This window comes from Plantibacter sp. lyk4-40-MEA-4, assembly GCF_030209415.1.
Lineage (GTDB): Bacteria > Actinomycetota > Actinomycetes > Actinomycetales > Microbacteriaceae > Plantibacter > Plantibacter flavus_A.
Window position 1 is genome coordinate 292,985 of record NZ_JARVSA010000002.1, and the last position, 22,124, is coordinate 315,108.

Consider the following 22,124-nt stretch of genomic DNA (forward strand, 5'->3'; position numbering starts at 1 on the left):
CGGCAGCCGTCATCGAAGCTCGTGGCCGTGCCTGAAAGAGACACACACCCATGACCGAAGCAACCATCACCTTCGACGCCCTCGGCGTCCCGGCACCACTCGTCGCCTCCCTCGCGAAGGACGGCAAGACGAGCGCGTTCCCCATCCAGATCGACACGCTCCCCGACACCCTCGGCGGACGCGACGTCCTCGGCCGCGGCAAGACCGGCTCCGGCAAGACCCTCGCCTTCAGCATCCCGATGGTCGCCCGTCTCGGCGGCGCCCTCGCCGGCGGCAAGCGCCGTCCGGGCCGCCCGCTCGGACTCGTCCTCGCCCCGACCCGCGAGCTCGCCACCCAGATCGCCGCGGTCATGCAGCCGCTGGCCGACGCCTACTCGCTGAAGACCACCACGATCTTCGGCGGCGTCTCGCAGAAGCGTCAGGAAGAGGCGCTCCGCGCCGGCGTCGACATCGTCATCGCCTGCCCCGGCCGCCTCGAGGACCTCATGAAGCAGGGCTTCGTGAACCTCGACGCCGTGGAGATCACCGTCCTCGACGAGGCCGACCACATGGCCGACCTCGGCTTCCTGCCGGTCGTCACGCGCATCCTCGACAAGACGCCTCGCGGCGGGCAGCGTCTGCTGTTCTCCGCGACGCTCGACAACGGCGTGGACAAGCTCGTCCGCAAGTTCCTGCAGAACGAGGTGCTCCACTCCGTCGACGAGGCGAACTCGCCCGTCGCCGCGATGACCCACCACGTCTTCACGACCCCCTCGGTCGAGTCGAAGAAGGACCTCATCCAGGCCCTCGCCTCGGGTAGCGGCCGTCGCATCCTCTTCATGCGCACGAAGCACCACGCCAAGAAGCTCGCGAAGCAGCTCACCGACTCCGGCATCCCCGCGGTCGACCTGCACGGCAACCTCTCGCAGGTGGCCCGCGACCGCAACCTCGCGGCCTTCAGCGCCGGCACCGCCAAGGTCCTCGTCGCCACTGACGTCGCCGCACGCGGTGTGCACGTCGACGACGTCGAGCTCGTCATCCACGTCGACCCGCCGACCGAGCACAAGGCGTACCTGCACCGCTCGGGCCGAACGGCTCGCGCGGGCAGCGCCGGTGACGTCGTGACCCTCGCGATCCCCGGCCAGATGGACGACCTCAAGAAGCTCCTCCGCAAGGCCGAGATCACCGTCACCCCGCAGGCGGTCACCGCGACCTCCCCGGCGGTCCTCGAGCTCATCGGCGACGTCGCCCCCTATGTGAAGCCGGCGCCGCGCGCGGCCGTGCAGCAGCAGGGTGGCGGCGGCGGTCGCTCGCAGGGTGCCAACGCGCAGCGCAAGCGCGCAGCCCGCGACGGCAACGGCCTCGGCAACGGTCACCGCGACCGCGACGGCGCCCGTGCCGGCGCGAGCCGCGACAGTGCTCCTCGCGAGGGAGGCCAGGGCGGCGGCGGTCGCCGTGGCGGTCGTCCCGCTGGCGGCAACGGCGGTCAGGGCGGACAGCGCTCCGGCGCCGGTCGCTCGGGCGGTACCCGTGCGGGTGCCGCCACCGGTGGCAGCCGCACGCACTACAGCACCGGTTACGCCGCGAACTCAGGCGCTCCCGCCGAGTCCTCGCGTCCCCGGACCAACCGTCGCGCGTCCAGCGGCAACTAGCAGCGAACCGCTCGAACGAAGCGCCGTCCACCGCAGGGTGGGCGGCGCTTCGCCGTGCGCGGACCCGCTCGATTTCGCGAGACGGGGGCGCTCGGGATACGGTTCCACCATGAACGTCAACGCAGTCGTCCGCCCCGTCCGCGACGTCGATGCCGAGTCGCTGGGACGCGTCCACGCCACGTCCTGGCACGAGACCTACGACCACCTCATCAGCGCTGCGACGCTCGCGAAGCTGTCGCCGCGTCGCATGGCCGAGCTCTGGACACACTGGGCCGCACAGGGCCCCGAGTACACGCACTTCGCCGCCCTCGTCGACGGCGAGATCGTCGGGTTCTCCGGTTCGGGTCCGGCCCGCGACGAGGACGCACCCCGCGAGCGCGAGCTGTACTTCATCTACCTGCTGGACGCGTGGCACGGCACCGGGATCGGTCAGCAGCTGTTCGACGCAGCGATCCCCGACGGTCAGCCGTCGTTCCTGTGGGTCGCCGCGGACAACCCGCGTGCGCACCGCTTCTACCAGCGCAACGGGTTCGTCCTCGACGGTGGAGCCAAGACCGAGCCGTTCCTCGGCGAGATGATCGACGAGGTCCGTTACACCCGCTGACGTACCCCGGTCCCCGGCCCCTGAGCCGCTCCCGCGTTCCCTGAGCCGCCCCCGCGTTCCCTGAGCCGCTCCCCCGGTCCCTCAGCCGCTCCGCCGGTCCCTGAGCCGCTCCCCCGGTCCCTGAGCTTGTCGAAGGGCTAGCGCAGCCGGCCGACGGAGGCGAGGGCCGCGCGGAGGAGCGTGCCGCGGCCGCCCTCCATCTCGGCGGCGATCGCGTCGGAGGACGCCGCCTCGGGCGTCATCCACGTGAGTTCGAGCGCGTCCTGGCGGGGTTCGCAGGTACCGGTCACCGGGACGACGTACGCCAACGCGACGGCGTGCTGCCGGTCGTCGGAGTACGGCGACAATCCGGGCAACGGGAAGTACTCGGCCACCTGGAACGGCACGGGCGACGCGGGGAGCAACGGGAACGCCATCGGACCGAGGTCCTTCTCCAGGTGACGGAAGAGCGCGTCGCGGATCGTCTCGCCGTACATGACGCGACCGGAGACGAGCGTGCGCGTCATCTCGCCGAGCGCCGTGGCCCGGAGCAGGACGCCCACCTCGGTGACGACGCCGAAGCCGTCGACGCGTACCGGCACGGCCTCCACGTACAGCAGCGGGAGCCGGCGGCGGATCTCTTCGAGTTCGACGTCCGACAGCCAGCCCGGATTGGAATTGCCGGGGAGATCGGGTTCCGGGTCGGGGTCAGGGGTGCGAACGCTCATAGCTCCTTCATACCGTATGGAGCCGAGCGGCGATCCAGGTGGGCGGCGGTTCGACCGGACACCGCGCCCGACGGGTGGCGGGATCATACGGGGCCACGCGACCGCGCGCGACGCCGGTCGCGGTGTCGGTGGGGTGCAGGATGATGGAACCCATGACCGAGGTGCTCGAGCGCTTCTCCCCCGCGACGCGCGACTGGTTCGAGGGGGCGTTCGTCGCGCCCACACCGGCGCAGGCGGGTGCTTGGGACGCGATCTCCCGCGGCGCCAACGCCCTCGTCGTCGCGCCGACCGGTTCGGGTAAGACCCTGTCCGCGTTCCTCTGGTCGATCGACCGCCTGCTCTCCGAGGCCATAGCCGAGCACACCGGCCGACCACGCGGCGGCGTCCCGCTCACGGGGCTCGAGGCCGACGAGGCGGAGGCCGCCGCCGCCCAGCGCGAGCGCTCCCGGGGCACCCGCGTCCTCTACATCTCGCCACTGAAGGCCCTCGGCGTCGACGTCGAGCGCAACCTCCGCACGCCGCTCGTCGGCATCGCCCAGGCGGCGCGCCGCCTCGGCACCGAACCACCCACCATCAGTGTCGGCGTCCGCTCCGGCGACACCCCCTCCGCCGACCGCCGGGCGATGGCCAAGGAGCCACCGGACATCCTGATCACCACCCCCGAGTCGCTCTTCCTCATGCTCACGAGTGCGGCGCGAGAGACCCTCCGCACGGTCGACACCGTCATCATCGACGAGATCCACGCCGTCGCCTCGACGAAGCGAGGCGCGCACCTCGCGGTGTCGCTCGAGCGGCTCGACGCCATGCTCGAGAAGCCGGTGCAGCGTATCGGGCTCTCCGCCACGGTGCGCCCCGCCGAGGAGGTCGCACGGTTCCTCGGGGGCCGCGCGCCGGTCGAGATCGTGGCCCCGCCGGCCGCGAAGACCTTCGACCTGCACGTGGTCGTCCCGGTCGACGACATGACCGACCCCGACGCCGGCATGCGGACGCCCGGCGAGGCCGACGACGACGGCAGCGGTGGCGGGTTCACCGGCTACACCCCGAACAGCGACGGCGGCGGCGAAGACCGCGTCGGCAGCATCTGGCCGCACGTCGAGGAGGCGATCGTCGACCGCGTGCTCGCGCACCGCTCCACCATCGTGTTCGCCAACTCCCGTCGTTTGGCGGAGCGGCTCACGGCCCGGCTCAACGAGATCAACGAGTCCCGACTCAGCGACGCCACGCTCACGACCCCCGGTGCGGGGCGTCCGCCGGCGCAGCTCATGGCCCAGAGCGGACAGACCCGCGGATCGACGAGCGTCGCGGCCGCAGCGGCCCGGCCTGCCACCGAGGAGAGCGACGACGACATCCCCCTCCTCGCACGCGCCCACCACGGTTCCGTGTCCAAGGAGCAGCGCGCGGGCATCGAGGAGGACCTCAAGTCCGGACGCCTGCGCTGCGTGGTCGCGACCTCGAGCCTCGAGCTCGGCATCGACATGGGCGAGGTCGACCTCGTCATCCAGGTCGAGTCACCGCCGAGCGTCGCGAGCGGCCTGCAGCGGGTCGGCCGCGCCGGCCACCAGGTGGGCGAGGTCTCCCGAGGCGTCCTGTTCCCGAAGCACCGCGCCGATCTCATCAGCACCACGGTCGCGACCGAGCGGATGGAGGCCGGGCTCATCGAGGCGATCGAGGTCCCCTCGAACCCGCTCGACATCCTCGCGCAGCAGACGGTCGCTGCGGTCGCGCTCGACGAACTCGGCGTGGAGGACTGGTTCGAGACGGTCAAGCGCAGTGCCCCGTTCGCCTCCCTGCCCCGCTCGGCCTTCGAGGCCACACTCGACCTCCTGGCCGGACGCTACCCCTCCGACGCCTTCGCGGAACTGCGCCCGCGGATCGTCTGGGATCGCGACGCCGGGGTCCTGACCGGTCGGCCGGGAGCCCAGCGCCTCGCCGTCACGAGCGGCGGCACCATCCCCGACCGCGGGCTCTTCGGCGTGTTCATGGTCGGCGAGTCCGGCGCCGGCGCGCGCGTCGGCGAGCTCGACGAGGAGATGGTCTACGAGTCCCGCGTCGGCGACGTCTTCGCCCTCGGCGCCACGAGCTGGCGCATCCAGGAGATCACCCACGACCGAGTGCTCGTGACCCCGGCGTTCGGCCAGCCGGGGCGACTGCCGTTCTGGAAGGGCGACGGCATCGGACGCCCGGCCGAGCTCGGTCGCGCCATCGGCGCCTTCGTGCGCGAGCTCGACACGACCGGCACGGGGTCCACCCCACGTCTCGAAGCAGCCGGCCTCGACGAGCGGGCCATCAGCAACCTCGTCGCCTACGTCCGCGAGCAACGCGAGGCGACGGGCGTCGTCCCCAACGACACGACCCTCGTCGTCGAACGCTCGCGCGACGAACTCGGCGACTGGCGGGTCATCCTCCACTCCCCCTACGGACTCCGTGTGCACGCGCCCTGGGCGCTCGCGGTCGGTGCCCGGGTGCAGGAGCGTCTGGGGGTCGACGGCTCGGCGGTGGCGAGCGACGACGGCATCATCGTCCGCCTGCCCGACACCGAGAGCGAGCCGCCGGGAGCCGAGCTCTTCGTCTTCGAACCGGAGGAGCTCGACGCCCTCGTCACGCAGGAGGTCGGTGGCTCGGCGCTGTTCGCCTCACGGTTCCGCGAGTGCGCCGCCCGTGCGCTGCTGCTCCCGAACTACTCGCCGCAGAAACGCTCGCCGCTCTGGCAGCAGCGCCAGCGCTCGGCACAGCTCCTCGAGGTCGCGAAGCAGTACCCGACGTTCCCGATCATCCTCGAGACGCTCCGCGAGTGTCTGCAGGACGTCTACGACCTCCCGGCCCTCGACCACCTCGCGCGCGAGCTGCAGTCGCGCGCGATCCGCATCGTCGAGACCACGACGGATCAGCCCTCGCCCTACGCCCGTTCACTCCTGTTCGGCTACGTCGGCGCGTTCATGTACGAGGGCGACAGCCCGTTGGCCGAGCGCCGGGCCGCCGCGCTCGCGGTCGACAGCACCATGCTGGGCGAGCTCCTCGGCCGTGTCGAACTCCGCGAGCTCCTCGACCCGGGCGTCATCGAGCAGACCGCGCTCGAGCTGCAGCGTCTCGACCCCGAGCGGCGACTCAAGGGGGTCGAGGGCGTCGCCGACGCGCTGCGGATGCTCGGCCCGCTGACCATCGACGAGATCGCAGCCCGGACGACCTTCGACGGCGTCGCCGTCTCCGCCGACGGCGAGGCGAGTCGCGGCGACGACCCGCAAGCCTGGTCCCCGGATCCGGCTCGCTCGGCGGCCGCCGTCGCCGAACTCGAACGTTCGAAGCGCGTCATCCGCGTCCCGATCGCCGGCGAGGAGCGCTTCGCCGCGATCGAGGACGCCGGACGACTCCGCGACGCCCTGGGCACCCCGCTGCCCATCGGCGTACCGGTCGCGTTCACCGAGCCGGTCGCCGACCCGCTGGGCGACCTCCTCGCGCGCCACGCGCGCACGCACGGGCCGTTCACGACCGGACAGACGGCCAGGCGCTTCGGTCTCGGGACGGCGGTGGTCCAGCACACGCTCGCCCGGTTGGCCGACGCCGGACGCGTGGTCAAGGGCGAGTTCCTCCCCGCCGGCCGGCAGCAGGTGGGCGAGGGCGACGACGCCGACCGTGGCCCCACCGACGCGACGGAGTGGTGCGACGCCGGCGTGCTGCGCAAGCTCCGCATCCGATCGCTGGCCGCTCTGCGCCACGAGGTCGAGCCGGTCGAGCAGCAGGCGTTCGCCCGGTTCCTGCCGGTGTGGCAGCACCTCGGCGGGACGCTCCGCGGCGTCGACGGCGTCGCGACGGTCATCGACCAGCTCGCCGGCGCGCCCATCCCGGCGTCGGCCTGGGAGTCGCTGATCCTGCCCTCGCGCGTCGCCGACTACAGTCCCGCGATGCTCGACGAGCTCACCGCGACGGGCGAGGTCGTGTGGTCGGGCAGCGGGTCGATTCCCGGCAACGACGGTTGGGTCGCGCTCCACCTCGCCGACACGGCACCACTCACGCTGCCGCTCGCTCCGACGCCGCACACCCCCGACGCCCTGCAGACCGAGTTGCTCGCGACGCTCGGTGGGGGCGGTGCGTACTTCTTCCGGCAGCTCGCGGAGTCGGTCGGCTCGACGGACGACAAACTCCTCGTCGACGCCCTCTGGGAGCTCGTGTGGGCTGGTCTCGTCACCAACGACACCTTCTCCCCACTCCGCACCCTCGTCGGCTCCGGTTCGGGGAACTCGGCGCACCGGGTGCAACGGCAGACCCCGCGATCGAAGCTGTACCGCGGGCGCAACCTGCAACGTCCCTCGATGTCGACGCGGGCGAGTCAGACGCTCGGCGGACGGTGGTCGATCCTGCCGCTGGCCGAGCAGGACGCCACCATCCGTGCCGTCGCCACGGGCGAGACCCTGCTCGAGCGCTACGGCGTCGTGACGCGCGGCTCCGTCGTCGCGGAGGGGGTGACGGGCGGCTTCGCCCTCGCCTACCGCGTGCTCAAGCAGTTCGAGGAGAACGGCCGCTGCCGACGCGGGTACTTCGTGGAGCGCCTCGGTGGGGCCCAGTTCGCCTCCTCGGGCACCGTCGACCGCCTGCGCGGATTCATCCGGACCGACGACGAACCGCCGCTCGACGCCGTCACCCTCGCCGCGACCGACCCGGCGAACCCGTACGGCGCCGCCCTCGGGTGGCCGGGGCAGGAGGTCACCGGGGTGAAACACCGTCCGGGTCGGAAGGCGGGTGCGCTCGTCGTCCTCGTCGACGGAGCACCGGTCTACTACCTCGAACGCGGCGGCAAGACGGCGCTCGTGTTCTCGGAGGACGACGACCAGCTCCGTGCCGGGGCGCGTTCCCTGGCGGCGACGGTGCGAGCGGGTCGCATCGAGAAGCTCGGCATCGAACAGGTCAACGGCGCCTTCGTGCTCGGCACCCCGACGGGCCACGCCCTCCGCGACGCCGGGTTCGTCGAGACGCCGCGTGGATTGCGGCTCCGGCGTGGGTGAACCGACGCGCGGCCGTTCCGCCACGGGTTGCGCCGGACACCCTGCCGGTGGCACCGTAGCCGGAACGGACGGAGCGGTTCATGCCAGAGGGTGACACGGTCTTCCAAGCCGCGCACCGGTTGCGGCAGGCGCTCGCCGGCGAGGTCGTGACCGGCTTCGACCTGCGGGTGCCCGCCTTCGCGACCGTCGACCTCCGGGGCGACGTCGTCCACGACGTCATCCCCCGCGGCAAACACCTCCTGCACCACATCGGCGACCACACCCTCCACACGCACCTCAAGATGGAGGGGCTGTGGCACGTCTATCAGCCGGGCGAGCACTGGCGGCGGCCGGCCTGGAAGGCGCGCGCGATCGTGTCGACGCAGCACTGGGTGACGGTCGGGTTCGAACTCGGCCTCGTCGAGGTGTTCCCCTCCCGCGAGGACGAGGAGCGCTTCGGCTGGCTCGGTCCCGACCTCCTCGGTCCGGATTGGGACGAGGAGCGTGCCATCCACAACCTGGAGGCCGACGGCCGCGAGATCCACGTCGCGCTGCTCGACCAGCGCAACCTCGCCGGACTCGGCAACGAGTACGTCAACGAGCTGTGCTACATCCGTGGCGTCCTCCCGACGAGGCCCACCGCCGAGGTCGACCTGCCGGGCGCCGTCCGACTCGGCTATCGGCTCATCAACGCCAATCGCGACCGCCGCAACCGGGTCACGACGGGCGACACGAGGCCCGGCCGGAAGACCTGGGTGTACGGGCGCGACGGCCAGCGCTGCCTGCGGTGCGGCACCCGGATCCAGCGGGGCAAGCTCGGCGCCGACCCGACCGCCCTCCGCGACACCTACTGGTGTCCCCACTGCCAGACCTGACCCGACGGCGCCCCGCCGGTCACCGAGCCACCACCACCACCGGTCACTGAGCCTGTCGAAGTGCAGCCCCCGACGGACCCACCCCGCCCTTCGACAAGCTCAGGGACCGGAACGGACTCAGGGACCGGAACGGACTCAGGGACCGGAACGGACTCAGGAACCGGGGTCGGCCCGGTGCCGCCGACTGCCGATCCACCCGATCGGGATCGACAGCAGCAGGAGGTACAGCGCCTGGGCGCCGAGCCCCGGCACCGTCGCGGCCAGGACGCCGGCGAGCAGCATCAGGCCGGTCGGGAACCACACGAGCGGCCACGGTCGGCGCGGCGCGGCCGCCGCTTCCTCGCTGAGCAGCCCATCGCGCTCGACGACCACCTGCTGGAGTCGTACCGCGACCATCGAGACGAGCATCGTCGCGATGTAGAGCGTGGGGGCGCCGCGGTCGTCTCCCGTGCCGTCGAAGAGGAGCACCGTCGGCAGCGGCAGGAACACGATCCCGGCGAGCCAGACGAAGTTCAGGGTCACGAGCCGCGTCGAGTATCCGACGGTGCGCTCGAACAGGCGGTGGTGGTCGCGCCAGAAGTTGGCGATGACGACGAAGCTCAACGCGGCCGCGGCGAGGCCGGTCCAGTTGTGGCCGAAGAACGCGACCACGGAGCCGTCGTCGTGTTCCTGGGCGAGGTCGACGAGCGGGAGGATGATCAGTGTGATCGCGATCGCGACGACGGCATCGCTGAAGTTGACGACGCGGTCGAGCCCGCGCTCCGTCGTCGGACCGGGTCGACGGCGGCCCGTCGGACGTCCCTCGTCGCCGGCCATCGTCAGCTCACGTCGGCGTCGTCGGTCGCGGTCCCCTGGACCATGGCGACCCAGCGGGCCAGGAAGGCGGCTCCGGCTTCGTCGTGGATGAGCGTCGGGTGGGTCAGCACCGGGTAGGGCTTCTCGGCGACGCCGTCGGCGGGGCGGACGTCCACGTGCGCGACCTCGTATCCGTGCTCGAACAACCAGTCGGCCATCGCGTAGTCGCTCCGGGAGTCGCCGACCGTGCGCCAGGCGAGTGGGAGCGCACCACCGTCGGCCTCGAGGAGCTCGAGCGCGCGCTCGGCGCCGAGGTCCTTGCCGAGCCGGACCGACTCGATGTCGGTGGAGATGATCGTGGGATCGATGCGGTATTGCACGAGGCCGGCGTCGTCCGGGTAGCGGCCGGGGGCGTGATCGACGCCGAACCCGCGTCGGGCGAGCTCGGCTCGGGCGTCGTCGTCGAAGTGCTTCCGCACGAGGGCGTAGTCCGCTGCCGGCACCTCGACGTGCTGCTCGACCGAGACCATCGCTCGCTTGGTGTGGTCGAAGAACACCGTCTCGGCGTACCGTTCGTCGACGAGGCGTTCGATGGCATCGCCGTAGCCCTCCGGCATCGCGACGTCCTGATCGAGGCTCAGCTCGTCGACCCCGGCCGCCGAGAAGCCGAACCACACGGCACCCTTCTCGCAGATGCCGTAGAGCCGGACGTCGTCCGCGAGCCCGGCGGCCAGGAGCGGTGGGACGACCACCTCGCGGAGGAACGCGTCGCTCCGCCCGGTGTTGAAGGCGATCGGGACCCCGGCGTTCGCGAGCGTCGCGAGGTCCTGCGCGATGCTCGGGAGGTTGATCGTCCGGGTGATCGGACTGGCGATGGGGCCGTCGACGTCGAGCAGGAGACCGAGGATGGGGCGGGACGCGTTCACGGGTTCAGCCTAACGAGCACCCGGCGTGGATAGACTCACTCCACCCTCACCGGTGTTCGAAGGAGATCACTCGTGTTCACCAGCCCGCATCCCGACGTCGAGATCCCCGACCTGAGCGTCTACGACGCCCTGTTCGGCGACATCGCCCCGAGCGACCTCGACCGCATCGCCCTCCGCGACGGCACGACCGGCGCCGAGACGAGCTATCGACAGCTCATCGGCCAGATCAACGCCCTGGCCGGCGCCCTCGCGGCGGCCGGCATCGGGGTCGGCGACGTCGTCGCCCTCCACGCGCCGAACGTCCCCGCCTTCGCGACCGTGTTCCACGGCATCCTGCGCGCGGGCGCGACGGCGACGACGGTGAACGGCCTCTACAACGCCGAGGAGATCGAGGCGCAGCTGCGCGACGCCGGCGCGACGATGCTCTTCACCGTCTCGCCGCTGCTCCCCCAGGCCTGGGCTGCGGCGAGCGCCTGCGGCATCCCCTCCGACCGCGTCGTCGTCCTCGACGGCGCGGAGGGGCACGCGTCGCTGAGCGACCTCCTCCTGCGCCGCCTCCCCGCACCGGACGTCTCGTTCGACCCGGCCACGCACGTGGCGGTGCTGCCCTACTCCTCCGGCACGACGGGTCGGCCGAAGGGCGTGATGCTCTCGCATCGGAACCTCGTCGCGAACGTGCAGCAGTCGATCCCCCAGCTCGGTATGGTCGCCGACGACCGGATCCTCGCGGTCCTGCCGTTCTTCCACATCTACGGCATGACGGTGCTGCTCAACCTCGCGCTGTCGCGGCGGGCCTCCCTCGTGACCATGCCACGGTTCGACCTGGCTGAGTTCCTCCGGATCATCCAGGACTTCCGCTGCAGCTACGTGTTCATCGCCCCGCCGATCGCGGTGGCGCTCGCGAAGCACCCGCTCGTCGACGAATTCGACCTCTCGAGCGTCCACACGATCTTCTCCGGTGCAGCGCCCCTGGACGCGACGCTCGGGCGGGCGGTCGAGGAGCGCCTCGGCTGTCGGATGCGGCAGGGCTACGGCATGACGGAACTCAGCCCGGTCAGCCACGCGATCGCGTTCCAGGCCGCGGGGGCGTCGCTCGACAGCGTCGGCACGACGCTGCCGAACATGCAGTGCCGGATCGTCGATCCCGAGACCGGCGCCGAGGTGGACTACCCGGCCGAGGGCTCGGACGAGGAGAGCGCGGCGGGCGAGCTGCTCTGCGCGGGGCCGAACGTCATGCTCGGGTACCTCGGCAACGAGGAGGCCACTCGCGAGACCCTCGAGGCCGACGGATTCCTCCACACCGGCGACATCGCGACGGTCCGCGGTGACGGCACCGTGCGCATCATCGAACGGTTGAAGGAGCTCATCAAGTACCACGGCTACCAGGTGGCCCCGGCGGAGCTCGAGGCGCTGCTGCTCGGCCACCCGGCGATCGCCGACGCGGCCGTCATCGGGGTGCCCGACGACGACGGCCAGGAGGTGCCGAAGGCCTTCGTGGTCCTGCAACCGGGCCAGGACGTCACGGCCGAGGCGCTCATGGCGTGGGTCACGGAGCGCGTCGCCCCGCACAAGAAGATCCGGCGCGTGGCCTTCGTCGACGCCATCCCGAAGTCGGCGTCGGGGAAGATCCTCCGGAAGGACCTCCGGGCCGCGGAGGCCACCCCCGCCGGTCCCTGAGCCGCACCCGCCGGTCCCTGAGCCTGTCGAAGGGCGTGACCGGTGTCCCGGTCCCTGTGCTTGACCGAGGGCCGCCCTTCGACAAGCTCAGGGACCGAGGATCGCTCAGCGCCCGACGGCGGCGACCATCCGGTCGAAGGCCGCGTCGAGCTCCGGTTCGGCCGGCTGCCAGTGCGGGTTCGCATCGTGGAACGCGACCATCTCCGCCGCGCCGTCCCAGAACGGGATGGTGGGCCGGAACTCCGGGACGAGACTGCGGATGCGCGTGTTGTCGAAGACCATCGGGAACGCCTTGTCGCCGAGGAGCGTCGGCCCGAGTGGCGGGTGGACCTCCGCGATGACGTCGGACGGCACGTGCACGATGTCGGCTTCCACACCGGCGGCCTCCGCGATCCACCGGGTGATGTCGTTCCAGCTCGGTGCGTGGTCGCCCGTGATGTGGAAGGCCTCTCCGAGCACGTCGCGGCGACCCAGCAGGCCGACGAACCCGACCGCGAAGTCCTCGGTGTGGGTGATGGTCCAGAGGGTCGTCCCGTCGCCGTGCACGACCACCGGCTTGCCCGCGCGCATGCGGTCGAGGTCGGTGCGTCGGCCCATCGTCGGGATGAGCGTGCGGTCGTAGGTGTGCGACGGGCGCACGATCGTCGCCGGGAACCCCTCCTCGCGGTAGGCGTGGACGAGGACGTCCTCGCAGGAGATCTTGTCGCGCGCGTACTGGGAGAACGGGTTCCGGAGCGGCGTCGACTCGACCACGGGCAGGCGCTGTGGCGGCTTCTGGTATGCGGATGCGGAGCTGATGAACACGTACTGGCCGATCCGACCGGCGAAGCGGTCGATGTCCGCCTGCACCTGCGGTGGCGTGAACGCGGTGAACTGCGCCACGACGTCGAACTCGCGCGAGCCGAGCGTCTCGGTCACCGCGTCGGTGTCGCGCACGTCCGCGCGGAGGAGCTCGACCTCCTCGGGGAGGGGGCGGACGTGGGACAGGCCGCGGTTCAGGACGGTGACGTCATGGCCGAGCGACACCGCTCTGGCGACCGACGCCGAGGAGATGATGCCACTGCCGCCGATGAACAGGATGCGCTTCGTCGTCATTGGTCCATCCTCGCGCACCGTCGCCCGACTCGCCCAGGCCCTCCCAGGATCGCCCCAGTCAGCGCTCGCGCTTGACGAACGCCATGGCACCGACGACGAGGGCGAGCAGCACCCCGGAGACGAGTCCCCACACGACAGGCGCCTCGGGTCCGAGGATCAGGAGCATCAGCACCGCGGCGAGGGCGAGGACCCCGGCGACGACGAGCGCCGTCGTCCATTCGTTCCATCGCATCCCACCAGCCTAGGCTCCCGTCACCACGACCCGGGGACGCGGGAGCCGCTGCGGTGAACCGGCGGGACCGCTCAGCGGTGCTCGGCGAGCATCTCCTCGGTCCGTTCCCAGAGCCCGCGGGCGAGGGCGACGTCGGCGGCGAGCTTGTTCGTGCGTGCGGGCTTCCGCTTCGCGAAGTAGCCGCCCGAGGTCCAGTCGAGTCCCGGCTGACTCTCGGCCAGCCAGAAGAGCGTGTCGGCGCCCTCCTCGGGGGTGTTCAGCAGGCGACGCCCGAGCGGGTTCGCATAGAGGAACCGCATCGCGCCGTCGGGCGAGCTGGAGAAGTTCGTCGAGATGACCCCCGGGTGGAACGCCGCCGCGGACAGGCCGCGCGGGCCGTACCGGCGGTCGAGCTCCTTCGTGAAGAGGATCTGCGCCAGCTTCGCGTTGCCGTAGGCGCGCGTGGGCGAATAGGAGCGTTCGGCGTCGAGGTCGTCGAGGTCGAGCTTCCCGAACAGGCGGTTGGCGACGCTCGAGGTGTTGATGACCGTCGCCTCGGACTCGACGAGGCGGTCGAGCAGGAGATGGGTGAGGAGCGCGGGTGCCAGGTAGTTGATCTGGAACGTCTGCTCATGGCCGTCCGTCGTGACCCGGCGGTCGGCACCGAAGATGCCGCCGGCGTTGTTGGCGAGGACGTCGATCCGCGGGTACTGCTCGAGGAGATGCTCGGCGAGGAGGCGAACCTGTGCCAGCTCGGCGAAGTCGCAGATGAACGATGCAGCCCCGATCTGTCGCGCGACGGCTGCCGTCTTCTCCGGTGACCGCCCGACCACCACGACCTGCTCGCCCGCGTCCGTCAACGCCTTCGCAGCCGCAGCGCCGATGCCGTCGCTCGCACCGGTGAGGACGATCACCCGATCGCTCACGCGGACGACTTCCGGGGGCGGGGCTCGCTGACGTTGGTCGGGCGCGCCCGCTCGTCGATGTCGGGGACCTCACGGCCGATCGCGAGGTCGCCGGTCTTGTTGGCGTCCTGCATCATCGACTCGAGCCAGCTGCGGTTGAGCTCGGGACGCTGCTCCTGATCGAACTCGAACTGCAGCGAGATCGACGGGTGCACCCAGATGGTCACGCGTCCGCCACCGGTCTCGAGCGAGCGCGGCCAGGAGATCGTGAAGGACTCGTTGCGCCGCAGTTTCATGACCGCGATCGACTTCACATGCGCGAGCATCCGGTCGTCGAGTTCGAGCTCACGCGATGAACTCCCGTAGATCAGCTTTCCCACCAGATGTCTCCCTCTGTGCCGGTCGTCCTCGCGCACCCGGGAATTAGGGCGACGCGACGCCCGAGCACACCGGGCGTTGCCCCCATCGTAGGCGACCGAGGGATCGCCGTCGTGCCGGTTGACGGACGGGCGGCAGCCCAGTTCAGGGGTCCGCGGTGTTGTCCCCCATGGCCTCGCGAGTACGTCAACTTCCGCAGAAAATCAAGGTGTTTCGGCGCTGTTTCATGAACCTGGCAAAGCCCTGAGCTGCGGTCGCCTCGACCAAACCGGGCTTCCCACTGCCCCCGAACGGCGTGCATGACCGTGAAGCCCGAATCTTCCGTCGTGCACCCGAGCCAGCCGTCCCTTCCCGAACGATCCGTCGCTCCGGGAACACGTCCACGCCGTGCACGCCAGCCGTTGCGACTGCCCAAGCTCGTCTCCCAGCTGGTCACCTTCGGCCTCGTCGGCGGCACCGCGTTCGTCGTGGACGTCGGCGTGTACAACCTCCTGCGGTTCACCGTGCTCGACGACAAGCCGATCGGAGCGAAGGTGATCTCCGTCGCCGTCGCCACGGTCGTCGCTTGGCTCGGCAACCGGGCGCTGACCTTCCGGACCGAGCACCGCCGCGCGGTGTGGAAGGAGGGCGCCCTCTTCGCGCTCATGAACGTCCTCGGCCTCGGGATCGCCGCGGGCTGTCTGTTCGTCTCGCACTACGTCCTCGGCTACACCACCCCGCTCGCCGACAACATCGCGGGCAACGGCGTCGGACTCGTCCTCGGCATGGTGTTCCGCTTCCTCGCCTATCGGTTCGTCGTCTTCCGACCCGCCGATTCGGCGACCAGTCGCCGTCGAAGCACGACGTCGCAGGAAACCTCCGTTTCGAGCCCGGCCGCGCCGGCACCCGCCGCCGCAACGCGCACCACGACCACTCGTCGATCCGCACCGACCCACGCACTGCCGACCTCTGGAGGCCTGTCCTGATGGCACCCGCACTCGCACCGCTGCTCGAAGCGCTCGCGCTCATCCCCTCCCGACCGTTCGCATCCGCGGACGAGCCCGCTCCCCTGCTGACCCCCCAACCCGCGGCACCCACGGAACCGCTGCCGAACCGCGGCACCCTGGTGGACCCGATGACGGCGGCCGACCCCGGCTCCTGGAGCATCGGCGAATGGCTCGGCTACGGCACCATGCTGCTGTTCGCCGCCGCGCTGACGATCATCGCCGTCACCACGCTCTACTGGATGCTCCACGCCTGGCGGTCGACCGGCCACCTGAAGAACACCGGGTTCGCCGCGGTCCCACTGCCCGCCAAGCACTCCTTCACCCTGCTCGTCCCCGGTCGGCATGAGGAGGAGGTCATGGGTCAGACCCTCGACCGCCTCGCCGAACAGGACCACCCCGACTTCGAGATCATCGCGATCGTGGGCCACGACGACCCGGGGACCGAGCGCGTCGTCCGCGAGGCCGCCGCACGGCACCCCGACCTCATCACAGTGGTCGTCGACGACAGCGTGCCGAAGAACAAGCCCAAGGCCCTCAACCGGGCGCTGCAGATCGCCCGTGGCGACGTCGTGGGCGTGTTCGACGCCGAGGACGAGGTGCATCCGCGCCTGCTCACCCTCGTGGACTCGCGCTTCACGGAGAGCGGCGCCGACGTCGTCCAGGGCGGCGTGCAGCTCATGAACTTCCAGTCCAGCTGGTGGTCGCTGCGGAACGTGCTCGAGTACTACTTCTGGTTCCGGTCGCGCCTGCACTTCCACGCGAACTCCCGCTTCATCCCGCTCGGCGGCAACACCGTGTTCGTGAAGAAGACCTGGCTGGACTGGTCGGAGGGCTGGGACGACGGCTGCCTCGCCGAGGACTGCGAGCTCGGCGTCCGACTCTCGAGCGCCGGCGCGACGGTCGTCGTGGCCTACAGCCCCGAGGTCGTCACCCGCGAGGAGACGCCCGGCACCCTGCAGTCGCTCTACAAGCAGCGCACGCGCTGGAACCAGGGCTTCCTGCAGGTCCTGAAGAAGGGCGAGTGGCGCAAGCTGCCGACGTTCCGTCAGCGCATGTTCGCGCGATACCTGCTGTCGATGCCGTTCCTCCAGGCGGCGACCGGCCTCCTCATCCCCGTCTCGGTCCTGCTGGTGCTGTTCGCGAAGGTGCCCGCACCGATCGCCCTCCTCACCTTCATCCCGCTCGCGCCGACGATCGTCACCCTCGCGGTGGAAGCCTCCGGGCTCGGTGAGTTCGGCCGCCTCTACGGCCAGAAGGTCCGCCTCCGCGACTACGCCCGGCTGATCCTCGGCACCTTCCCGTACCAGATCTTCCTCGGCCTGGCCGCCGTCCGTTCCGTCTTCCGCGAGTGGAAGGGCGACCACTCCTGGGAGAAGACGGAACACACCGGTGCCCACCGCAGCGAGGAGGTCGCCGAGGCCACCGAGGCCGCTCCCGTCTCCGTCGACCTGCCCGACCGCGCACCCGAGCTCGTCCTCCAGAACGGAGCAACCCGATGACCGGCATCCTCGAACGCCCGGCCGCCCCCGGCCGACCAGAGCTCCGCCTGGAGAGCGACCGCCTCGGCTGGCTCGCCTCAGGGCCACCGACGAAGCGAGGCCCCGGCGTCGTGCGCCGCTGGCTCTCACGCCACGGTCGCACCCTGGCCTTCCTCCTGCCCGTGCTCGCCATCGCCGCCGTCGTGCAGGCGATGAACCTGGGCGGTTCCCCGCAGCGCATCGACGACGAGGGCACCTACACCGCCCAGGCGTGGAGTGTCCTGAAGCTCGGCGAACTCGCCCACTACACCTACTGGTACGACCACCCGCCGCTCGGCTGGCTGCAGATCGCGGCCTACACGGGGTTGACCGGTGCGTTCGACCGCTACGACATCGCCGTGATCGCGGCACGTGAGGCCATGGTCGTCGCGACGCTCATCGCCGTCGTGCTCGTGTGGGTCCTCGCCCGCCGACTGCACCTCAGCCGGGCCATGGCCGCCGTCGCCGCACTCGTGTTCGCCATCTCACCGCTCGCCGTGCAGTTCCACCGCACCGTCTACCTCGACAACGTCGCGGTGCCCTGGCTCCTCGGCGCCTTCATCCTCGCGACGAGCCGCAAGCACCAGCTCGTCGGCTTCGCGGGTTCCGCCGCCGCGTTCGGCATCGCCGTGCTGAGCAAGGAGACCTTCCTGCTCGCCCTGCCCTTCCTCGCCTGGACCATGTGGCGCGCGGCTCGGAAGGAGACCCGCCGGTACACGCTGCCGGTCGCCGCGACCATCGTCGTCGTCATCGGCTTCACCTACGTGCTCTTCGCCGCCATCAAGGGCGAACTCATCCCCGGCCCTGACCGGGTGAGCCTCCTCGGTGGCGTCTTCTTCCAGCTCGGATCCCGCGTCACGAGCGGGTCGCTGTTCGACCCGGAGAGCCTGTCGGCGAGGACCCTCGGCATGTGGTGGCAGTTGGACGCGGCACTCCTCGTCGCCGGAGCGGTGGCCGCCGTCGCCGGGCTCTTCATCTCGCGACTGCGTGTCATCGCCGCGATGACCGTCTTCCTCGGCCTGTTCATGCTGCGCCCGGGCGGCTACCTGCCGGTGCCGTACGTCATCATGCTGCTGCCGTTCATGGCGATCCTCATCATGGGCGTGACCGGCGCCGCCATCCGCCGGTTCCGTCGCCGCTCGACCGTCGAGGCCGGAGCGCAGCGCCGTCGTCTCCTCGGCGGACGTGCTGCCGGAGCCGTCTGGGTCGCCGCGGTGCTCGCTGCAGCCGTCGTCGCCGTCCCCAACACGGCGACCCAGCTCCGCGGCTTCCTCCTCGCCGACCTCGACAAGCCGGTCCGGCAGGCCCAGCAGTGGGTCCAGACCAATGTGCCGAAGGAGTCCCGCGTGATCGTCGACGACGCGATGTGGGTCGACCTCGTCGAGAGCGGTTTCGATCGTGACAACGTCATCTGGTACTACAAGATGGACACCGACTCCGCCGTCCAGGCCCAGTCGCCCAACGGCTGGCGCGACGCCGACTACATCGTCACGACCGATTCGATGCGGACCTTCCCGACCACCTTCCCCGAGGTGAAGGGTGCGATCGACAACTCCGAGCTCGTCGCGACCTTCGGCTCCGGGACGCAGGCCGTCGAGGTCCGCCGCATCGACGCCGACGGTCTCGACGCGGCGGCCGAACAGGCTGCCGGGCGCACGGCGGCTCGGGCGGCGCTCGGTGCGCAGCTCCTGCTGAACCCCTCGCTCAGCGTCTCGGCGGAGGCCGCGCAGACCCTCAGCGACGGCCAGCTCGACTCCCGCGCCCTCCTGGCGCTCGGCCAGGTACTCGCCACGACGCCGGTCCGGCTCGAGAGCACTCCGGTGCTCGACGGCGAGACGGGCGACGTGCGTCGGACGATGGTGCTCCGCACCGGCACCGAGGTGGGCGACGGCCGTCTGGCCGACTCCATCCGCTCGATCCAGGGCGACTACGCGGCCGACCGCGTCGAGCAGACGGCGGCCGGCGTGCGGGTCACCTACTCGGTCGTCGAACCCGACGTCGTCCGCTGACCACCTTCCCGAGCACCGGCTCGAGCCGGACGCCCGGGCCACCCGAAACCCCGACCCACCCGAAGAACAGGAGTTCCACCATGCGAACCACCACCACCAGGCGACTCGCCCTCAGCGGCCTCGCCGCCGTCGCGACGGCAGCACTCATCGGCTTCGGCACCACCGCCGCGAGCGCCGCCACCACCGAGGCCTCAGGCTCCGGCTGGATCCGCGTCGGCCACCTCTCGGCCGACACCAAGACCGTCGACGTCAAGCTGTCGGCACTCTCCGGCGGCGCGACCGTGTTCGAACTCGACGACGTCGCCTACGGCCAGGTCTCCCCCTACACCGATCTGGCCGCCGGCACCTACGTGGTGTCGATGGTGCCCGCCGGGTCGCCCGACAGCACGAAGCCGGTCATCAGCACCAACGTGACCATCACCGCCGGGGAGGCGGCCACCGTCGCCGCCTACGGTCCCAACAAGGACCTGCAGACGAAGGTGTTCGAGGACGACCTCACCGGTCCGACCGAGGGTGCGGCGCGCATCCGGCTGATCCAGGCGTCGACCGACGTCAAGAGCGTCGACGTCAGCACCTCGACCGGCATGCCGATCGCGAAGGGCGCCACCACCGGGACGGCGACCGACTACGCGAGCGTCCCAGCAGGCCCGTGGGATCTCGAGCTGACCGGCGGCAAGCAGGCGGCGGAAGCCTCCGTGAACCTCGCCCCCGGCACCGTGAGCACGCTCTTCGTGCTCGACAACGCCGCAGGTGGCGTCACCCTCATGCCCGTCCTCGACAGCTCAGCCGCCGGCGACGCCCCCGAGGGCCCGGTGGAGACCGGTGGCGGTGGACTCGCCGAGCAGTCGTCGACGCTGCGGGGCGTCCTCGACGACCTCGACGCGAAGCTCGCCCGGCTCGTGCGCGACCTCGGGACGGCGGTGAGCTGACCATGAGTGCCAAGAAGACGATCGGTATCGCCGCGACCGCGGTCGCCGCGGTCACCGCGACCGCCGTGATCGCCTCCCTGGCTACCGGGTTCCCGGCGAACCTCCTCCAGGGCCCGACCGCGGCGTCACCCGGCGCGACCGACGCCGACGGTCAGCCTGGCCCGACCTCGACGGTCACGGACCGGACCACCACCGAGGCCGCCGACGCGTTCCTCGCCGACTGGGTCGACGACGGCCGGGTCGTGCGCCGGGACCAGGGTGACGACACGGTCAGCGAAGGGCAGGCCTACGGACTGCTCGTCGCGGCCGGGGTCGGGGACGAGCAGTCCTTCACCGAGATCTGGGATTGGACCGAGCAGCACCTGCAGCGGCCCGACGGGCTGCTCGCCTGGCAGTGGCGCGATGGCGAGGTCGTCGACGACGAACCCGCCAGCGATGCGGACCTCGACGCCGCCCGCGCGCTCGTCGTCGCCGGCACCCGGTTCGACGAGCCGCGGTTCACCGAGGCCGGCGTCACGCTCGCCGGTGTGATCGCGGACCGCATGACCGCCGAGACCGCCGCGGGCCGGATCCTCCTCCCCGGCGTCTGGGCCGCAGCGACCGAGCCCTACGCGTACAACCCGTCCTACGCCTCCCCCGTCGCCTTCTCGGTGCTGGGTGCGGCGACGGGTGACCCGCGGTGGGCCGAACTGCAGGCGGGTTCCGCAGCGGTCACGACCACCCTGCTCGACGAGAGTCCGCTCCCGCCCGACTGGGCCCAGGTGCACGCCGACGGCACCGTCGACGCCATGCCGGGTGCGGCAGGGACCGGGCAGAGCGTCCGCTACGGCTACGACGCGGCCCGACTCCCGATCCGCTATGCCGAGTCGTGCGACACCGCCGACCGGGCGACGGCCGCCCGCCTCGCCTCGACCCTCGCGCGGTCGAAGGAGCTGCGGGCGGAGACCGATCTCGGCGGATCACCCCTGACCTCGGATGTGCACCCGCTCGCCCTCCAGGCCCGAGCGGCCGCGCGCGCCGCCGTGGGCAACCTGCCGGAGTCGGCGGACGACCTCCGGGCCGCCGATGAACTCGCGCAGGAGGTGCCGAGCTACTTCGGCGCCGCCTGGGCAGCCCTCGCACCGATGATGCTCACGACCGGTGAGCTGGACGGGTGTCCACCACTCACCGAAGGAGCCACCTCATGATCCGTGCACAGCGCCGTCGGATCGGCATGCTCGCCGCCGCCGGAGCGCTCCTCACGGCGCTCGCCCTCTCGGGCTGCGCCACGACGCACGCCGGGCAGACGCCGACCTCGCCGAACGCCGCCGACGGGCCCATCACCTCCTCGGAGGCGTCCGACCGTGGCGCCGCCGGTGCGAAGCAGGACCCGGTCGCGCAAGCGCCGGCCGCCGATGTCAGCGCATTGAGCGTGAGCCGGGTGCAGATCCCGTCCATCGGGGTCGACGCGGCGGTCGAACCGCTCGAACGCGATGCGTCCGGTGTCCTCCTGCCGCCCGTCGAGTGGGAGGACGCCGGGTGGTACCGCGCCGGCGTCCTGCCCGGCCAGGTGGGGCCGGCGGTCATCGCCGGCCACCTCGACACGACCCTCCGCGAGGCGGTGTTCGTCCACCTCAAGCAGCTCGTGGCGGGCGACCAGGTGACGGTCACGATGTCCGACGGCTCGACCGCCACGTACGCCGTGGACCGCGCCATCGACGTCGAGAAGAAGACCTTCCCCACCGAGGAGGTCTACGGGCCGACGCCCGACGCGCAGCTCCGGCTCATCACCTGCAACGGCCCCTTCGACGACGCCGCGAACACCTACGCGAACAACTACGTCGTCTTCGCGTCGCTCGTCGGCACGACCCCGTAGCGCCGCTCCCTGCTCCGCGCGCCCGTCGCGGCGCGGCCCCGCTCCGAA

Annotated in this window: 18 protein-coding genes; 11 read left to right on the plus strand and 7 right to left on the minus strand. The window is 71.3% G+C overall.

What is annotated here, in order from left to right; genetic code table 11:
- Positions 1-50: 50 nt before the first annotated feature.
- The gene (locus tag QRN44_RS03465; RefSeq protein ID WP_175116300.1) at positions 51-1,631 is read left to right on the plus strand and encodes a DEAD/DEAH box helicase; all 1,581 of its coding nucleotides are present in this window, start codon (positions 51-53) and stop codon (positions 1,629-1,631) included.
- 109 nt (positions 1,632-1,740) lie between these two features.
- On the plus strand, positions 1,741-2,235 hold the full coding sequence (locus tag QRN44_RS03470; protein ID WP_121289577.1) for a GNAT family N-acetyltransferase: 495 nt from the start codon (positions 1,741-1,743) through the stop codon (positions 2,233-2,235).
- Between the two features lie 137 nt (positions 2,236-2,372).
- Here the strand turns inward: QRN44_RS03470 and QRN44_RS03475 are convergent, their stop codons facing one another.
- A complete protein-coding gene (locus QRN44_RS03475) occupies positions 2,373-2,942 on the minus strand; it encodes an NUDIX hydrolase family protein (RefSeq protein ID WP_121289575.1) in 570 nt (189 codons plus the stop codon).
- Positions 2,943-3,094: 152 nt separating this feature from the next.
- Between QRN44_RS03475 and QRN44_RS03480 the strand changes: the two genes are divergently transcribed.
- The gene (locus QRN44_RS03480) at positions 3,095-7,939 is read left to right on the plus strand and encodes an ATP-dependent helicase (protein WP_285038268.1); all 4,845 of its coding nucleotides are present in this window, start codon (positions 3,095-3,097) and stop codon (positions 7,937-7,939) included.
- An 80-nt stretch (positions 7,940-8,019) separates the two neighbouring features.
- The gene (locus QRN44_RS03485) at positions 8,020-8,793 is read left to right on the plus strand and encodes a DNA-formamidopyrimidine glycosylase family protein (RefSeq protein ID WP_175116302.1); all 774 of its coding nucleotides are present in this window, start codon (positions 8,020-8,022) and stop codon (positions 8,791-8,793) included.
- A 153-nt stretch (positions 8,794-8,946) separates the two neighbouring features.
- On the opposite strand, the gene QRN44_RS03490 is transcribed toward QRN44_RS03485, so the two are convergent.
- Both QRN44_RS03490 and QRN44_RS03495 read right to left on the minus strand, forming a co-directional pair.
- Positions 8,947-9,609, minus strand: a complete 663-nt coding sequence (locus QRN44_RS03490) for a TMEM175 family protein (protein ID WP_121289569.1) — start codon at positions 9,607-9,609, stop codon at positions 8,947-8,949.
- 2 nt (positions 9,610-9,611) lie between these two features.
- Positions 9,612-10,514, minus strand: a complete 903-nt coding sequence (locus QRN44_RS03495; protein WP_285038269.1) for a hypothetical protein — start codon at positions 10,512-10,514, stop codon at positions 9,612-9,614.
- A 72-nt stretch (positions 10,515-10,586) separates the two neighbouring features.
- Here QRN44_RS03495 and QRN44_RS03500 point away from each other — a divergent pair, with 72 nt between their 5' ends.
- A complete protein-coding gene (locus tag QRN44_RS03500; protein WP_121289566.1) occupies positions 10,587-12,191 on the plus strand; it encodes an AMP-binding protein in 1,605 nt (534 codons plus the stop codon).
- Between the two features lie 105 nt (positions 12,192-12,296).
- Here the strand turns inward: QRN44_RS03500 and QRN44_RS03505 are convergent, their stop codons facing one another.
- The 4 genes from QRN44_RS03505 to QRN44_RS03520 all read right to left on the minus strand — a co-directional run bounded on the left by QRN44_RS03505 (position 12,297) and on the right by QRN44_RS03520 (position 14,782).
- Positions 12,297-13,286, minus strand: a complete 990-nt coding sequence (locus tag QRN44_RS03505) for an SDR family oxidoreductase (protein ID WP_175116303.1) — start codon at positions 13,284-13,286, stop codon at positions 12,297-12,299.
- 58 nt (positions 13,287-13,344) lie between these two features.
- Positions 13,345-13,518: a hypothetical protein gene (locus tag QRN44_RS03510; RefSeq protein WP_153303389.1), complete on the minus strand. Its 174-nt coding sequence runs from the start codon at positions 13,516-13,518 to the stop codon at positions 13,345-13,347.
- A 71-nt stretch (positions 13,519-13,589) separates the two neighbouring features.
- The gene (locus QRN44_RS03515; protein ID WP_121289563.1) at positions 13,590-14,423 is read right to left on the minus strand and encodes an SDR family NAD(P)-dependent oxidoreductase; all 834 of its coding nucleotides are present in this window, start codon (positions 14,421-14,423) and stop codon (positions 13,590-13,592) included.
- Complete coding sequence (locus QRN44_RS03520; protein WP_064294294.1) at positions 14,420-14,782, minus strand: DUF7882 family protein; 363 nt, start codon at positions 14,780-14,782, stop codon at positions 14,420-14,422. The genes QRN44_RS03515 and QRN44_RS03520 overlap by 4 nt, the downstream gene beginning before the upstream one ends.
- Before the next feature lie 399 nt (positions 14,783-15,181).
- Here QRN44_RS03520 and QRN44_RS03525 point away from each other — a divergent pair, with 399 nt between their 5' ends.
- From QRN44_RS03525 to QRN44_RS03550, 6 genes are all read left to right on the plus strand, one after another.
- Positions 15,182-15,745: a GtrA family protein gene (locus tag QRN44_RS03525; protein ID WP_285038270.1), complete on the plus strand. Its 564-nt coding sequence runs from the start codon at positions 15,182-15,184 to the stop codon at positions 15,743-15,745.
- Positions 15,745-17,265 (plus strand): glycosyltransferase family 2 protein, encoded by a 1,521-nt coding sequence (locus QRN44_RS03530; protein WP_254628165.1) that lies wholly within the window; start codon positions 15,745-15,747, stop codon positions 17,263-17,265. Before QRN44_RS03525 ends, QRN44_RS03530 begins: the two co-directional genes overlap by 1 nt.
- Positions 17,262-19,292, plus strand: coding sequence for an ArnT family glycosyltransferase (locus QRN44_RS03535; RefSeq protein WP_121289559.1), 2,031 nt, complete (start codon positions 17,262-17,264; stop codon positions 19,290-19,292). Before QRN44_RS03530 ends, QRN44_RS03535 begins: the two co-directional genes overlap by 4 nt.
- An 80-nt stretch (positions 19,293-19,372) precedes the next feature.
- Positions 19,373-20,221 carry a DUF4397 domain-containing protein gene (locus QRN44_RS03540; protein ID WP_121289557.1) on the plus strand — a complete coding sequence of 283 codons (849 nt, stop codon included), beginning with the start codon at positions 19,373-19,375 and terminating at the stop codon, positions 20,219-20,221.
- A gap of 2 nt (positions 20,222-20,223) precedes the next feature.
- On the plus strand, positions 20,224-21,408 hold the full coding sequence (locus QRN44_RS03545; protein WP_175116306.1) for a glycosyl hydrolase family 8: 1,185 nt from the start codon (positions 20,224-20,226) through the stop codon (positions 21,406-21,408).
- On the plus strand, positions 21,405-22,076 hold the full coding sequence (locus QRN44_RS03550; protein WP_121289553.1) for a class F sortase: 672 nt from the start codon (positions 21,405-21,407) through the stop codon (positions 22,074-22,076). Before QRN44_RS03545 ends, QRN44_RS03550 begins: the two co-directional genes overlap by 4 nt.
- Positions 22,077-22,124 lie beyond the last annotated feature (48 nt).